The organism is Thioalkalivibrio sp. ALgr1 (assembly GCF_000378285.1).
Taxonomy (GTDB): Bacteria; Pseudomonadota; Gammaproteobacteria; order Ectothiorhodospirales; family Ectothiorhodospiraceae; genus Thioalkalivibrio.
Map to the genome: position 1 here is coordinate 1 of NZ_KB905138.1, position 12,178 is coordinate 12,178.

Consider the following 12,178-nt stretch of genomic DNA (forward strand, 5'->3'; position numbering starts at 1 on the left):
TGTCCAAGGAAAAGTTCGAGCGTAAGAAGCCGCATGTGAATGTGGGGACGATTGGTCATGTGGACCATGGCAAGACCACGCTGACGGCGGCGATGACGGCGGTGCTGGGCAAGAAGTACGGCAGTGAAGCCCGTGCGTTTGACCAGATCGACAATGCGCCGGAAGAGAAGGCGCGCGGGATTACGATTGCCACGGCGCACGTGGAATACGAATCCGACATTCGTCACTACGCGCATGTGGATTGCCCTGGGCACGCGGACTACGTGAAGAACATGATCACGGGTGCGGCGCAGATGGACGGCGCGATTCTGGTGGTGTCCGCGGCCGATGGCCCGATGCCGCAGACCCGCGAGCACATCCTGCTGGCGCGTCAGGTTGGTGTGCCGTACATCGTGGTGTTCCTGAACAAGGCCGACATGGTCGACGACCCCGAGCTGCTCGAGCTGGTCGAGATGGAAGTGCGCGACCTGCTGTCTTCCTACGACTTCCCGGGCGACGACACCCCGGTGGTCACCGGTTCCGCGCTGAAGGCGCTGGAAGGTGACGAGAGCGAAGTGGGCGCGCCGGCGATCTACAAGCTGGTCGAAGCGATGGACACCTGGATTCCGGAGCCGGAACGCGCCGTGGACGGCGACTTCCTGATGCCGGTGGAGGACGTGTTCTCGATCTCCGGCCGCGGCACGGTGGTGACCGGTCGTATCGAGCGCGGTGTGGTCAAGGTGGGCGAGGAAATCGAGATTGTCGGTATCCGCGACACCCAGAAGACCACGGTCACCGGTGTCGAGATGTTCCGCAAGCTGCTGGACCAGGGCGAAGCGGGCGACAACGTGGGCATTCTGCTGCGTGGTACCAAGCGCGACGAAGTGCAGCGTGGTCAGGTGCTGTGCAAGCCGGGTTCGATCAACCCGCACACGCATTTCGAGGCCGAGGTGTACATCCTGGGCAAGGACGAGGGTGGTCGTCATACCCCGTTCTTCAATGGTTATCGCCCGCAGTTCTACTTCCGCACGACGGACGTGACGGGTTCGGTGGAGCTGCCGGAAGGCACCGAGATGGTGATGCCGGGTGACAACGTGAAGATGACCGTGTCGCTGATCAGCCCGATCGCGATGGAAGATGGTCTGCGCTTTGCGATTCGCGAAGGCGGCCGCACCGTCGGCGCCGGCGTCGTATCCAAGATTATTGAGTGAGTGAGATGGCAAACCAGCGTATCCGAATTCGCCTGAAGGCCTTTGACCATCGACTGATCGACCGCTCGGCGGCCGAGATCGTCGAAACCGCGAAGCGCACGGGCGCCCGCGTGAAGGGGCCCATCCCGCTCCCGACCAAGCGTGAGTCGTACACGGTCCTGATCTCGCCGCACGTCAACAAGGACGCGCGAGACCAGTACGAGCTGCGTACGCACAAGCGTTTGATGGACATCCTCGATCCGACCGACAAGACCGTGGATGCCCTGATGAAGCTGGACCTCGCCGCGGGCGTGAATGTTCAGATTCGACTTAACTAACTCGTAACTTTCTGCCATACTATTGGGCTTTCCGTGGCCCGGCGGGATTGTTCGCCGGGCCACGGCTTTAGGGCGCTTGCCAGCGCCGTTCGATACGGAAGGGGTTTTGCAATGGCCATTGGACTCATCGGTCGCAAACTAGGCATGAGCCGCGTCTTCACTGACGACGGCGTCTCCGTGCCGGTGACTGTGCTGCAGGTGGACAACAATCGCGTGGTCCAGATCAAGCGCAGTGAAGGCGACGGCTACAACGCGGTCCAGGTGACGGCCGGCGCACGCAAGGCGTCCCGGGTCAGCAAGCCCGAAGCGGGGCACTATGCTGCGGCCTCGGTCGAGCCTGGGCGCGGTCTCTGGGAATTCCGTGTTGAGGCGGATGAGCTCGAGGGCCTGGCCCCGGGTGACGCCATCACGGTTGATCGCTTCGAGGAAGGTCAGGTCGTTGACGTGACCTCTCAGAGCAAGGGCAAGGGTTTCCAGGGTGCGGTCAAGCGTCATAACTTCCGCACGCAAGACGCGACCCACGGTAACTCGCTGGCGCACCGCGCCCCGGGTTCGATCGGGCAGAACCAGAGCCCGGGTCGTGTGTTCAAGGGCAAGAAGATGGCGGGCCATATGGGCGCCGAGCGCAAGACGATCCAGAACCTGAAGGTTGTTCGGGTGGATGCGGATCGCAGCCTCGTGCTGATCCAGGGCGCGGTGCCGGGTGCGCCCAGCACTGACGTGATGATTCGTCCGGCCGTCAAGGCGAAGGGTTGAAGACAATGCAAGTAACGACAGCCGATACCGGTGCCAGCGTAGAGTTGTCGCCCGTGTGCTTCGAGCGCGACTTTAACGAGTCGCTGGTGCACCAGAGCGTGGTCGCGTTCCTCGCGGGGCAGCGCCAGGGCACCCGTGCGCAGAAGACGCGCTCCGACGTGAGCGGCGGTGGTGCGAAGCCGTTTCGCCAGAAAGGCACGGGCCGCGCCCGTGCCGGTACGATCCGCAGCCCGCTGTGGACCGGTGGTGGCAAAGTCTTTGCGGCGCGCACCCGGGACTTCTCGCAGAAGCTGAACAAGAAGATGTATCGCGCCGCGATGGCGTCGATCCTCTCCGAGCTGGTCCGTCAAGAACGGCTGAAGGTGGTGGCCGACTTCGCCGTGGCATCGGGCAAGACCCGCGACGGCGTTGCGAAGCTCAAGGAGCTGGGTCTCGCGAAGGGGCTGGTCGTGCTGGCCGAGGCGGATGACATGACCGCTCGTGCGCTGGGTAACGTGCCGCATATCGACATCGTCGACGTTGCCGGCATCAATCCGGCCAATCTGGTCGGCGCGGAGACGGTCGTGATGACCGAAGCGGCGATCCGCAAGGTTGAGGAGTGGCTGGCATGAATGCGCGTCTGATGCAGGTAATTCAGGGCCCGGTGGTTTCCGAGAAATCCACCATGGCCGGCGAGGTCGGTCAGTACGTGTTCCGCGTGCTGCCCGACGCGAGCAAAGAAGAAATCAAGGCGGCGGTCGAGCATCTGTTCCAGGTGCGGGTCGAGAATGTCCGCACCCTGAACCAGCAGGGCAAGAAGAAGCGCTTTGGGCGCCTTTTTGGGCGCCGCAATCACTGGAAGAAGGCTTATGTCGCGCTGGCCGAAGGCGAGAGCATCGACATGGGTGAAGGAGACCAGGTCTAGTCATGGCGATTATCAAGACGAATCCGACTTCGGCCGGTCGTCGTCACGCGGTGCAGATCCGTGGCGACAACCTGTACAAGGGTGCGCCGCATGCCGCGCTGGTCGAGAAGAAGACCCGTAGCGGCGGTCGCAACAACACGGGCCGTATTACTACGCGGCACGTGGGTGGCGGTCACAAGCAGCGCTACCGTGTGGTCGACTTCAAGCGCAACAAGGACAACGTGCCGGCGCGGGTCGAGCGGCTGGAGTATGATCCGAACCGCAGCGCCCACCTGGCCCTGCTGCTGTACGCCGACGGCGAGCGTCGCTACATCATCGCGCCGAAGGGTCTGAACCAGGGTGATCAGGTCGCGAGTGGTAACCAGGCCCCGATTCGTCCGGGCAACGCCATGCCGCTACGCTCGATCCCGGTCGGTACCACCGTGCATTGTGTCGAGCTCAAGCCTGGCAAGGGTGCCCAGATGGTTCGCTCCGCCGGTACGTCCGCGCAGGTCGTGGCCCGCGAAGGACAGCACGCCACCCTGCGTCTAGGTTCGGGCGAGATGCGCCGCGTCCTGTCCGAGTGCCGCGCCGTGGTGGGCGAAGTTGGCCACTCCGAGCACAGCCTGAAGAAATACGGCAAGGCCGGCGCCAAGCGCTGGAAGGGTGTCCGCCCGACCGTGCGTGGTACCGCCATGAACCCGGTCGATCACCCGCATGGTGGTGGCGAAGGCCGCAACTTTGGCCGTCATCCGGTGACCCCGTGGGGTCGTCCGACCAAGGGTTACAAGACCCGCAATAACAAGCGTACCGACGGCATGATTGTTCGTCGGCGTAAGAAGTAACGGAGTCCCAGCATGCCGCGTTCACTGAAGAAAGGCCCGTTCGTCGACCACCACCTGCGCAAGAAGGTGGAAGATGCGGTCGAGAAGAACGATCGTCGACCGATCAAGACCTGGTCCCGGCGTTCGATGATCATCCCGCAGATGGTCGGGTTGACCATCGCCGTCCACAACGGCCGGCAGCACGTGCCTGTCCTCGTCAACGAGAACATGGTGGGCCACAAGCTGGGCGAATTTGCCTTGACGCGGACCTTCAAGGGTCATATCGCGAACAAGAAGTCGCGCTGAGGACGAACGATGGAAACGATTGCAAAACTGCGTTTCGCGCGGATCTCCCCGCAAAAGGCTCGCCTGGTCGCCGACCAGGTGCGTGGCCTGCGGGTGGAAGAGGCGCTCAACGAACTCACGTTCAGCGCGAAGAAGCCGGCCGCCATTGTGAAAAAGGTGCTGGAGTCCGCCATCGCGAACGCGGAGAACAACGACGGTGCCGACATCGACGAGCTGCGCATCTCGCGCATCCAGGTCGACGAAGGGCCGGTGCTCAAGCGGATGCACGCGCGTGCCAAAGGCCGCGGTAACCGCATCCTGAAGCGCACCAGCCATATCGTCATCGGCGTTAGCGAGAAGGGAGCCTAAGCATGGGTCAGAAAGTACATCCGACCGGCATCCGCCTGGGCATCTCTCGCCCGTGGTCGGCCACTTGGTACGCCGACGGCCGCGAGTTTGGCGAGACGCTGAACAACGACATCAAGTTGCGCGAGTTTCTGCAGAAGAAACTGGCCCACGCGTCGGTGAGCCGCATCAGCATCTCCCGCCCGGCGAAGGCCGCGCATATCACGATCCAGACCGCGCGTCCGGGCATCGTGATCGGCAAGAAGGGCGAAGACATCGAGAAGCTGCGCCAGGACGTGGCCCGCGAGACGGGTCTCGAGAAAGGCACGGTCAAGATCAATATTGAAGAGGTGCGCAAGCCCGAGATCGAGGCCCAGCTGGTGGCCGAAGGGATCGCGCAGCAGCTGGAGCGCCGCATCATGTTCCGCCGCGCGATGAAGCGCGCCGTCGGCAACGCGATGCGCCTCGGCGCCCAGGGCATCAAGGTGCACGTGTCCGGTCGCCTGAACGGCGCCGAGATCGCGCGCTCCGAGTGGTACCGCGAAGGCCGCGTGCCGCTGCATACCCTGCGTGCTGATATTGACTACGGGTTTGCCGAAGCGCGGACCACCTACGGGATCATTGGCGTGAAGGTGTGGATCTTCAAGGGCGAGGTCTTTGGCCTGGAGCCGACCGAAGGGACCCGTGCCGCCGCCAACGCGAGCTAGGACTGAAAGATCATGCTGCAGCCAAAAAGAACCAAGTTCCGCAAGCAGTTCAAGGGCCGTAACCGGGGCATGGCCTCGACCGGCGCCAAGGTCAGCTTCGGCGAGTACGGCCTGCAGGCCGTCGAGCGGGGCCGGATTACGGCTCGCCAGATCGAGGCCGCGCGTCGCGCGATGGTCCGCCACATCAAGCGTGGCGGGAAGATCTGGATTCGGGTGTTCCCGGATGTGCCGGTGACCAAGAAGCCGCTTGAAGTCCGTATGGGTAAGGGTAAGGGCGGCGTCGAGTACTGGGTTTGCAAGGTGCAGCCTGGTCGCATGCTCTACGAAATGGAAGGTGTGCACGAGGACGTCGCGCGTGAGGCGATGCGTCTGGCGGCAGCCAAATTGCCGGTGAAGACGGTGTTTACCCGTCGGCAGGTGATGTGATGAAAGCGAGCGAACTGAGAAAGAAATCCGACGACGAGCTCAGCACTGAGCTCGAGGCGCTCTACAAGGAGCAATTCGGGCTGCGCATGCAGAAGGCCGTCGGCCAGCTGGCGCGCCCCGACCGGGTGGGCAAGGTCCGGCGCGAGATCGCGCAGATCAAGACGCTGATGAACGAACGAAAGGCAGGCTAAGAAGATGACCGAGCAAGTCTCCAAAACCCAGCGATCCGTCGTTGGGCGCGTGATCAGCGACAAGATGGACAAGACCCGCACCGTCCTGGTCGAGCGCCGCGTGCGTCATCCGCTGTATGGCAAGTTCATTCGGCGCAGCACCAAGCTGCACGTCCATGACGAAGACAATGTCTCGCGCATGGGTGACCGTGTGCGTATCCGTGAGTGCCGGCCGATGTCCAAGCAGAAGCGCTTTGCCCTGATCGAAGTGGTCGGGCAAGACGCGCTTTAATCGGCCGCTGGGAGAGAAGTCATGATTCAAATGCAGACCGTTCTCGAGGCCGCCGATAACAGCGGCGCCCGTCGCATCCAGTGCATCAAGGTGCTGGGCGGCTCGCACCGTCGCTATGCGCGCGTGGGCGATGTGATCAAGGTGAGCGTCAAGGACGCCATCCCGCGCGGCAAGGTCAAAAAAGGCGACGTCTATAATGCGGTCGTCGTGCGCACCGCCGCGGGTGTTCGGCGCCCCGACGGTTCGATCATTCGTTTCGACCGCAATGCGGCGGTGCTGCTGAACAATCAGCATCAGCCGATCGGCACTCGTATCTTCGGGCCGGTGACGCGTGAACTGCGAGGGGAGAAGTACATGAAGATCATCTCCCTCGCCCCGGAAGTGCTGTGAGGTCGTCATGAATAAGATTCGCAAAGGCGACGACGTCGTCGTGATCGCAGGAAAGGACAAGGGCCGTCGAGGCACCATCATCAAGGTGCTGGATGGCAAGGTCCTGGTCCAGAACATCAACATGGTGAAGAAGCATCAGAAGCCCAATCCCCAGCGTGGGATCGGGGGCGGGATCATCGAGAAGGAAATGCCGATCGATGTCTCCAATGTGATGCTCTTTAACCCGGCAACCGACAAGGGTGATCGCGTGTCGTTCAAGACCCTGGAAGATGGCCGCAAGGTCCGTGTCTTCCGATCGAACGGCGAGGTCGTGGACGCATAACGCGGACGGACGGTTTATGGAACGCTTGAGAGAAGAATACGAATCCAACGTGAAGCAGGCGCTGCAGAAGCAGTTCAGCTATGCCAACGTGATGGAGATCCCGCGTGTCACCAAGGTAACCCTGAACATGGGTCTGGGTGATGCAGTTGCGGACAAGAAGATCATTGAACATGCGGTCAGCGACATGACGGCCATCGCCGGGCAGAAGCCCGTGGTGACGAAGGCCCGCAAGTCGATCGCCGGGTTCAAGATCCGTGACGACTATCCGATCGGTTGCAAGGTGACCCTTCGTAGTCGGCAGATGTACGAGTTTCTGGATCGCCTGATCAACGTGGCGTTGCCGCGTGTGCGGGATTTCCGTGGCTTCAGCGCAAAGGCGTTTGATGGCCGTGGGAACTACTCCATGGGCATCAAGGAACAGATCATCTTTCCCGAGATTGATTATGACCGTGTCGACAAGATTCGCGGCATGGACATCACGATCACAACCAGCGCGAAGACGGACGAGGAAGCCAAGGCCCTGCTAGAAGCCTTCCGTTTCCCGTTCCGGAACTAAGAGGTAGGCGCACATGGCGAAGACATCGATGATCGAGCGCGAGAAGAAGCGCGCCCATCTGGTCCAGAAATATGCCGCAAAGCGTGCGGAACTGAAGGCCATCCTGGTGGACGAAACCAAGTCCTCCGAGGAACGCCTGGCCGCGATGCATGCATTGCAGAAGCTGCCGCGTGATTCCGCGGCGGTGCGACAGACAAACCGCTGTGGCGTCACCGGTCGCCCGAAAGGTTATTACCGTCGGTTCGGCCTTGGGCGGAACAAGCTGCGGGAGCACGCCATGAAGGGCGAAATCCCGGGCCTGCGCAAGTCGAGCTGGTAAGGAGACAGAAGCAATGATGACCGATCCGATTTCCGACATGCTCACCCGCGTGCGCAATGCGCAGCGCGCGAACAAGGAGCAGGTCGCGATCCCGTTCAGCAAAGCCAAGGAGCGAATCCTCAAGGTGTTTGCCGACGAGGGCTATGTGGGCGACGTCCAGGTCGAGGGCGAGGTCGCGCAGAAGAAGCTGGTGGTGAAGCTGAAATATTTCGAGGGGCGTCCGGTCATCGAAAGCGTTGAACGGATCTCCCGCCCGGGCTTGCGGATCTACCGCGGCAAGGACGAGCTCCCGCGTATTAACCAGGGGCTCGGTGTCGCGGTGATTTCCACGCCGCAGGGTGTCATGAGTGATCGCGCAGCCCGGGCCGCCGGCCAGGGCGGCGAGGTCCTCTGCAAGATTTACTGAGGAATCAGCCATGTCGCGCATTGCAAACCTGCCGATCAAGCTGCCCAACGGCGTGGCCGTGGAGCAGGCGGACGGCGAGATCAAGGTCAAGGGCCCGAAGGGCGAGTTGCAGCTGAGCTGCCCCGAAGCCGTCACGGTCACCGTCGAAGATGGTGTCGTTCAGGTGAAGCCGAACGAACACGCCAAGAACAGCGCTCTTGCGGGTACCATCCGTGCCATCCTGGGCAACCATGTGCACGGCGTGAGCGAGGGTTTCGAGCGCAAACTCGAGCTGGTGGGCGTCGGTTACCGCGCGCAGATGCAGGGTGCCAAGCTGAATTTGACGCTAGGCTACTCGCACCCGATCGAGTTTGAAGTGCCCGAAGGGGTCACGATCGAGACGCCCAGCGCGACCGAGGTCGTAGTGAAGGGGACGGATCGCCAGAAGGTGGGCCAGGTGGCCGCGAACATTCGCGCCTTCCGCCCGCCGGAGCCCTACAAGGGCAAGGGCGTGAAGTACAAAGACGAGCGCATTGTGCGTAAAGAAGCCAAGAAGAAGTAGGTAGGCACCAGTGGACAAGAAAGAGGCCAGACTTAAGAGAGCGCGTCGCGCGCGGTTCAAGATCCGCGAGCTGGGGGTGCATCGTCTCTGTATTCACCGGACGCCGCGCCACATGTATGCCCAGATCATTGCGCCTTCGGGCGACGCGGTGGTGGCTGCTGCCTCTACCGTCGAGAAGGATCTGAAAAGCGCCGGCAACACCGGGAACGCCGACGCGGCGGCCCGTGTGGGGCAGGCGATTGCCGAGCGCGCAAAGAAAGCCGGAATCGAACAGGTCGCGTTCGACCGTGCGGGCTTTCGTTATCACGGACGGGTGAAGGCCCTGGCCGACGCCGCCCGTGAAAACGGCCTGCAGTTCTAGTCCAACGCGACCCACCGGAGAAGATAAATGGCACGTAATGATGTAAGCGAAGCCACGGACGGCCTGCAAGAAAAGCTGATCGGCGTGAACCGCGTGGCCAAAGTGGTCAAGGGCGGTCGTCAGTTCCGCTTTGCCGCGCTGACCGTGGTTGGCGATGGCGAAGGCCGCGTTGGCTTTGGCTACGGCAAAGCCCGTGAGGTCCCGCAGGCGATCCAGAAGGCGATGCAGCAGGCGCGTCAGGAGATGCGTGATGTCTCACTGAAGGACGGCACGCTGCACTATGCGGTCAACGGCCGTCATGGCGCCGCGAAGGTCTACATGCAGCCGGCCTCCGAGGGTACGGGTGTCATCGCCGGTGGTGCGATGCGCGCGGTGCTCGAGGTGGCGGGTGTGCACAACGTGCTGGCCAAGTGTGTTGGTTCGCGCAATCCGATCAACGTCGTGCAGGCGACCATCGACGGGCTCACCAAGGTGAACTCGCCCGAACGTGTCGCTGCCAAGCGCGGCAAGACTGTCGACGAAGTGACGAGCTAGTCATGAGCAAGCTGAAACTGACCCTGGTGCGCAGCACCGCCGGACGGCTGAAGAATCACAAGGCCTGTGTTCGCGGCCTCGGCCTGCGCAAGACCCACAGCACCTCTGTGATCGAGGCCACCCCCGAGAATCTCGGTATGGTCCACAAGGTGTCGTACCTGCTGAAGGTAGAGGAAGTCTGACCTATGCGACTCAACGACATTTCGAGCCCCGCCGGTGCCCGCAAGCCGGGCAAGCGCGTGGGGCGTGGCATCGGCTCCGGCCTGGGCAAGACCGGCGGTCGTGGCCACAAGGGCCAGAAGTCGCGCTCCGGCGGCTTCACCAAGACCGGCTTCGAAGGCGGTCAGATGCCGTTGCAGCGCCGTTTGCCCAAGGTGGGCTTTCGGTCGCGCAAGCAGCGCTATTCCGCCGAGGTTCGCCTGAGCGAGCTGGCCAAGGTTGACGGTGAGGTCACGCTGGAGAGCCTGAAGAAGGCTGGCGTTATTCCCGAGATTACCCAGACCGCGAAGATCTTCGCGTCCGGTGAAGTCACCCAGGCCTGCGTCGTCAAGGGCGTGGGCGTGACCAAGGGGGCCAAGGCAGCCATTGAGGCGGCCGGCGGGAGCGTCGAGGCCGAATAATGGCGCGTGGAGCGACAGCACGATCCGGTGGCGGGCTCACCGGCTTTACCGAGTTGCGTCAACGCCTGCTGTTCGTGCTGGGCGCTCTGGTCGTCTACCGCATCGGGACGTTTATCCCGGTGCCGGGGATTAACCCAGTCGCCGTATCGCAGTTCTTCGAACAGCAAAGCGGCACGATCCTGGACATGTTCAACATGTTTTCCGGGGGTGCGCTTGAGCGGCTGTCGATCTTCGCCCTCGGGGTGATGCCGTATATTTCGGCGGCGATCATCATGCAGCTGCTGGCCGCGACCGTGCCGGCGCTGCAGCAGCTGAAGAAGGAAGGCGAGCAGGGCCGCCGCAAGATTACGCAGTACACGCGCTACGGGACTGTGGCGCTGGCGCTGTTTCAGAGTATCGGCATCGGGATCGCGCTCAACGGGCAGACCATTCAGGGCATGCCGATGGCGTTGAACCCGGGACCCATCTTCATCTTTACGGTGGTCGTCTCGCTGGTGACGGGTACCCTGTTCCTGATGTGGCTGGGTGAGCAGATCACCGAGCGCGGGATTGGTAACGGTATCTCGATCATCATCTTCGCCGGGATCGTGGCGGGTCTGCCGGGTGCGATTGGCGGCACCCTGGAGCTTGCGCGTACCGGTGAGCTGGCGGCCGCGTTTGTGGTGATCCTGATCGTGCTGGCGCTCGCGGTGACGGCCTTCGTGGTGTTCGTCGAGCGCGGACAGAGGCGCGTCACGATCAACTACGCGAAACGCCAGGTCGGGAGAAAGGTTGTCGGTGGACAGTCCTCCCACCTGCCGCTGAAGTTGAACATGGCGGGGGGGATCCCGCCGATCTTCGCGTCGAGTATCATTCTGTTCCCCTCGACCCTGGGGCAATGGTTTGGACAGGCCGAAGGCATGGACTGGCTGCGCGAGCTGTCGACGACGCTTGCGCCCGGTCAGCCGCTGTACGTCGGCTTTTACGCGGCGGCGATTATTTTCTTCTGTTTCTTCTATACCGCGCTGGTGTTCAACTCGCGCGATACGGCGGAAAACCTGAAGAAGCAGGGCGCCTTTATTCCGGGTATCCGGCCGGGCGTCCAGACGGAACGGTTTATCGACGGGGTCATGACCCGGTTGACCGCGGTGGGTGCGGTGTACATTACCGCCGTGTGTCTGCTGCCGGAGTTCCTGATCCTGTACTGGAACGTGCCCTTCTACTTTGGTGGGACCTCGCTGCTGATCATCGTGATCGTAGTGATGGACTTCATGGCCCAGTTGCAATCGCACCTGGTGTCGCACCAGTACGAAGGACTGATGAAAAAGGCGAATCTGAAGGGATTCGGCGGGACCGGGATCCGCTAGACCATCCCGTTGGGAATCCGTTGAAGGAGAAAGACCATGAAGGTACGGGCATCCGTAAAGCCGATCTGCCGCAACTGCAAGGTGATCCGGCGTAATGGCGTGGTCCGCGTGATCTGCTCGGACAAGCGCCACAAACAACGTCAGGGCTAAGGCTTGGCGTCACTGGTATTCATTGCTACTATAGCCGGCTTTGCCGGTTTCTGATGGAGATGTTGGATGGCTCGCGTCGCTGGAATCAATATTCCTGACCAGAAGCACACCGTGGTTGCGCTGACCGCGATCTATGGCATTGGCCCGACTCGGGCCCGCCAGATCTGCGAGGCCGCCGGTGTGCGTCCGGAAATCAAGGTGCGGGATCTGACCGATGCCGAAGTCGACGCTCTGCGTGCGCAGATCGATCGCATTCCGGTGGAAGGGGATCTGCGCCGCGAGATCAGCATGAACATCAAGCGGTTGATGGATCTGGGCTGCTATCGCGGGGTGCGTCATCGTCGCGGCCTGCCGCTGCGCGGCCAGCAGACGCAGACGAACGCCCGGACCCGCAAGGGCCCGCGTCGCCCGATTCGTAAGTAATCAGACTGGGATCAC

25 protein-coding genes are annotated in these 12,178 nt (G+C 62.3%); all 25 read left to right on the top strand.

Going from position 1 to position 12,178, the window contains the following annotated elements; all coding sequences use genetic code 11:
- Nucleotides 1–1,190: elongation factor Tu (tuf, locus tag F466_RS0112315; RefSeq protein ID WP_018994258.1), on the top strand; the 1,190-nt coding region annotated here is incomplete at its 5' end.
- 5 nt (nt 1,191–1,195) lie between these two features.
- Nucleotides 1,196–1,507 carry a 30S ribosomal protein S10 gene (gene rpsJ, locus F466_RS0112320; RefSeq protein WP_012983533.1) on the top strand — a complete coding sequence of 104 codons (312 nt, stop codon included), beginning with the start codon at nt 1,196–1,198 and terminating at the stop codon, nt 1,505–1,507.
- A gap of 111 nt (nt 1,508–1,618) precedes the next feature.
- Complete coding sequence (gene rplC, locus F466_RS0112325) at nt 1,619–2,263, top strand: 50S ribosomal protein L3 (RefSeq protein ID WP_012983532.1); 645 nt, start codon at nt 1,619–1,621, stop codon at nt 2,261–2,263.
- Between the two features lie 5 nt (nt 2,264–2,268).
- On the top strand, nt 2,269–2,874 hold the full coding sequence (gene rplD, locus F466_RS0112330) for a 50S ribosomal protein L4 (RefSeq protein WP_018862952.1): 606 nt from the start codon (nt 2,269–2,271) through the stop codon (nt 2,872–2,874).
- Complete coding sequence (gene rplW, locus F466_RS0112335; RefSeq protein WP_012983530.1) at nt 2,871–3,167, top strand: 50S ribosomal protein L23; 297 nt, start codon at nt 2,871–2,873, stop codon at nt 3,165–3,167. Before rplD ends, rplW begins: the two co-directional genes overlap by 4 nt.
- Before the next feature lie 2 nt (nt 3,168–3,169).
- Entirely contained in the window at nt 3,170–3,991 is an 822-nt protein-coding gene (rplB, locus tag F466_RS0112340; protein ID WP_018138202.1) for a 50S ribosomal protein L2, read from the top strand.
- Nucleotides 3,992–4,003: 12 nt separating this feature from the next.
- Entirely contained in the window at nt 4,004–4,276 is a 273-nt protein-coding gene (gene rpsS / locus F466_RS0112345; RefSeq protein WP_012983528.1) for a 30S ribosomal protein S19, read from the top strand.
- A gap of 9 nt (nt 4,277–4,285) precedes the next feature.
- Nucleotides 4,286–4,624, top strand: a complete 339-nt coding sequence (gene rplV / locus F466_RS0112350; protein WP_012983527.1) for a 50S ribosomal protein L22 — start codon at nt 4,286–4,288, stop codon at nt 4,622–4,624.
- A gap of 2 nt (nt 4,625–4,626) precedes the next feature.
- Nucleotides 4,627–5,307: a 30S ribosomal protein S3 gene (gene rpsC / locus F466_RS0112355; RefSeq protein ID WP_012983526.1), complete on the top strand. Its 681-nt coding sequence runs from the start codon at nt 4,627–4,629 to the stop codon at nt 5,305–5,307.
- A gap of 12 nt (nt 5,308–5,319) precedes the next feature.
- A complete protein-coding gene (gene rplP, locus F466_RS0112360; RefSeq protein ID WP_012983525.1) occupies nt 5,320–5,733 on the top strand; it encodes a 50S ribosomal protein L16 in 414 nt (137 codons plus the stop codon).
- The gene (rpmC, locus tag F466_RS0112365; RefSeq protein WP_018138201.1) at nt 5,733–5,924 is read left to right on the top strand and encodes a 50S ribosomal protein L29; all 192 of its coding nucleotides are present in this window, start codon (nt 5,733–5,735) and stop codon (nt 5,922–5,924) included. The genes rplP and rpmC overlap by 1 nt, the downstream gene beginning before the upstream one ends.
- Before the next feature lie 4 nt (nt 5,925–5,928).
- Nucleotides 5,929–6,195 carry a 30S ribosomal protein S17 gene (gene rpsQ, locus F466_RS0112370; protein WP_018138200.1) on the top strand — a complete coding sequence of 89 codons (267 nt, stop codon included), beginning with the start codon at nt 5,929–5,931 and terminating at the stop codon, nt 6,193–6,195.
- Nucleotides 6,196–6,216: 21 nt separating this feature from the next.
- Nucleotides 6,217–6,585 (top strand): 50S ribosomal protein L14, encoded by a 369-nt coding sequence (gene rplN / locus F466_RS0112375; RefSeq protein ID WP_012983522.1) that lies wholly within the window; start codon nt 6,217–6,219, stop codon nt 6,583–6,585.
- A gap of 7 nt (nt 6,586–6,592) precedes the next feature.
- The gene (gene rplX, locus F466_RS0112380; protein ID WP_018138199.1) at nt 6,593–6,907 is read left to right on the top strand and encodes a 50S ribosomal protein L24; all 315 of its coding nucleotides are present in this window, start codon (nt 6,593–6,595) and stop codon (nt 6,905–6,907) included.
- A 16-nt stretch (nt 6,908–6,923) separates the two neighbouring features.
- A complete protein-coding gene (rplE, locus tag F466_RS0112385; protein ID WP_018138198.1) occupies nt 6,924–7,463 on the top strand; it encodes a 50S ribosomal protein L5 in 540 nt (179 codons plus the stop codon).
- Between the two features lie 13 nt (nt 7,464–7,476).
- On the top strand, nt 7,477–7,782 hold the full coding sequence (rpsN, locus tag F466_RS0112390; RefSeq protein ID WP_018138197.1) for a 30S ribosomal protein S14: 306 nt from the start codon (nt 7,477–7,479) through the stop codon (nt 7,780–7,782).
- Nucleotides 7,783–7,795: 13 nt separating this feature from the next.
- A complete protein-coding gene (rpsH, locus tag F466_RS0112395; protein ID WP_018138196.1) occupies nt 7,796–8,188 on the top strand; it encodes a 30S ribosomal protein S8 in 393 nt (130 codons plus the stop codon).
- A 10-nt stretch (nt 8,189–8,198) separates the two neighbouring features.
- Nucleotides 8,199–8,729, top strand: a complete 531-nt coding sequence (gene rplF, locus F466_RS0112400; RefSeq protein WP_018994259.1) for a 50S ribosomal protein L6 — start codon at nt 8,199–8,201, stop codon at nt 8,727–8,729.
- A gap of 10 nt (nt 8,730–8,739) precedes the next feature.
- Nucleotides 8,740–9,090 (top strand): 50S ribosomal protein L18, encoded by a 351-nt coding sequence (rplR, locus tag F466_RS0112405; protein WP_018138195.1) that lies wholly within the window; start codon nt 8,740–8,742, stop codon nt 9,088–9,090.
- Nucleotides 9,091–9,117: 27 nt separating this feature from the next.
- On the top strand, nt 9,118–9,624 hold the full coding sequence (rpsE, locus tag F466_RS0112410; RefSeq protein WP_018138194.1) for a 30S ribosomal protein S5: 507 nt from the start codon (nt 9,118–9,120) through the stop codon (nt 9,622–9,624).
- A gap of 2 nt (nt 9,625–9,626) precedes the next feature.
- Entirely contained in the window at nt 9,627–9,806 is a 180-nt protein-coding gene (rpmD, locus tag F466_RS0112415; protein ID WP_018138193.1) for a 50S ribosomal protein L30, read from the top strand.
- A gap of 3 nt (nt 9,807–9,809) precedes the next feature.
- Nucleotides 9,810–10,244 (top strand): 50S ribosomal protein L15, encoded by a 435-nt coding sequence (gene rplO, locus F466_RS0112420; protein WP_018138192.1) that lies wholly within the window; start codon nt 9,810–9,812, stop codon nt 10,242–10,244.
- On the top strand, nt 10,244–11,590 hold the full coding sequence (secY, locus tag F466_RS0112425) for a preprotein translocase subunit SecY (RefSeq protein ID WP_018994260.1): 1,347 nt from the start codon (nt 10,244–10,246) through the stop codon (nt 11,588–11,590). Before rplO ends, secY begins: the two co-directional genes overlap by 1 nt.
- A gap of 36 nt (nt 11,591–11,626) precedes the next feature.
- On the top strand, nt 11,627–11,740 hold the full coding sequence (gene rpmJ / locus F466_RS0112430; protein ID WP_012983511.1) for a 50S ribosomal protein L36: 114 nt from the start codon (nt 11,627–11,629) through the stop codon (nt 11,738–11,740).
- Between the two features lie 66 nt (nt 11,741–11,806).
- The gene (gene rpsM, locus F466_RS0112435) at nt 11,807–12,163 is read left to right on the top strand and encodes a 30S ribosomal protein S13 (RefSeq protein ID WP_012983510.1); all 357 of its coding nucleotides are present in this window, start codon (nt 11,807–11,809) and stop codon (nt 12,161–12,163) included.
- Nucleotides 12,164–12,178: the final 15 nt, after the last annotated feature.

What these genes read in the sequence shown, in the direction of transcription:
- rpsH (WP_018138196.1), top strand. Translation starts at nt 7,796, where the DNA reads ATGATGACCGATCCGATTTCCGACATGCTCACCCGCGTGCGCAATGCG.
- rplX (WP_018138199.1), top strand. Translation starts at nt 6,593, where the DNA reads ATGAATAAGATTCGCAAAGGCGACGACGTCGTCGTGATCGCAGGAAAG.
- rplV (WP_012983527.1), top strand. Translation starts at nt 4,286, where the DNA reads ATGGAAACGATTGCAAAACTGCGTTTCGCGCGGATCTCCCCGCAAAAG.
- rplD (WP_018862952.1), top strand. Translation starts at nt 2,269, where the DNA reads ATGCAAGTAACGACAGCCGATACCGGTGCCAGCGTAGAGTTGTCGCCC.
- rplP (WP_012983525.1), top strand. Translation starts at nt 5,320, where the DNA reads ATGCTGCAGCCAAAAAGAACCAAGTTCCGCAAGCAGTTCAAGGGCCGT.
- rpsQ (WP_018138200.1), top strand. Translation starts at nt 5,929, where the DNA reads ATGACCGAGCAAGTCTCCAAAACCCAGCGATCCGTCGTTGGGCGCGTG.
- rpmD (WP_018138193.1), top strand. Translation starts at nt 9,627, where the DNA reads ATGAGCAAGCTGAAACTGACCCTGGTGCGCAGCACCGCCGGACGGCTG.
- rpsJ (WP_012983533.1), top strand. Translation starts at nt 1,196, where the DNA reads ATGGCAAACCAGCGTATCCGAATTCGCCTGAAGGCCTTTGACCATCGA.
- rplF (WP_018994259.1), top strand. Translation starts at nt 8,199, where the DNA reads ATGTCGCGCATTGCAAACCTGCCGATCAAGCTGCCCAACGGCGTGGCC.
- rplW (WP_012983530.1), top strand. Translation starts at nt 2,871, where the DNA reads ATGAATGCGCGTCTGATGCAGGTAATTCAGGGCCCGGTGGTTTCCGAG.
- secY (WP_018994260.1), top strand. Translation starts at nt 10,244, where the DNA reads ATGGCGCGTGGAGCGACAGCACGATCCGGTGGCGGGCTCACCGGCTTT.
- rplB (WP_018138202.1), top strand. Translation starts at nt 3,170, where the DNA reads ATGGCGATTATCAAGACGAATCCGACTTCGGCCGGTCGTCGTCACGCG.
- rplC (WP_012983532.1), top strand. Translation starts at nt 1,619, where the DNA reads ATGGCCATTGGACTCATCGGTCGCAAACTAGGCATGAGCCGCGTCTTC.
- rpsM (WP_012983510.1), top strand. Translation starts at nt 11,807, where the DNA reads ATGGCTCGCGTCGCTGGAATCAATATTCCTGACCAGAAGCACACCGTG.
- rplO (WP_018138192.1), top strand. Translation starts at nt 9,810, where the DNA reads ATGCGACTCAACGACATTTCGAGCCCCGCCGGTGCCCGCAAGCCGGGC.
- rplN (WP_012983522.1), top strand. Translation starts at nt 6,217, where the DNA reads ATGATTCAAATGCAGACCGTTCTCGAGGCCGCCGATAACAGCGGCGCC.
- rpmJ (WP_012983511.1), top strand. Translation starts at nt 11,627, where the DNA reads ATGAAGGTACGGGCATCCGTAAAGCCGATCTGCCGCAACTGCAAGGTG.
- rpmC (WP_018138201.1), top strand. Translation starts at nt 5,733, where the DNA reads ATGAAAGCGAGCGAACTGAGAAAGAAATCCGACGACGAGCTCAGCACT.
- rplE (WP_018138198.1), top strand. Translation starts at nt 6,924, where the DNA reads ATGGAACGCTTGAGAGAAGAATACGAATCCAACGTGAAGCAGGCGCTG.
- rpsC (WP_012983526.1), top strand. Translation starts at nt 4,627, where the DNA reads ATGGGTCAGAAAGTACATCCGACCGGCATCCGCCTGGGCATCTCTCGC.
- rpsS (WP_012983528.1), top strand. Translation starts at nt 4,004, where the DNA reads ATGCCGCGTTCACTGAAGAAAGGCCCGTTCGTCGACCACCACCTGCGC.
- rpsE (WP_018138194.1), top strand. Translation starts at nt 9,118, where the DNA reads ATGGCACGTAATGATGTAAGCGAAGCCACGGACGGCCTGCAAGAAAAG.
- rpsN (WP_018138197.1), top strand. Translation starts at nt 7,477, where the DNA reads ATGGCGAAGACATCGATGATCGAGCGCGAGAAGAAGCGCGCCCATCTG.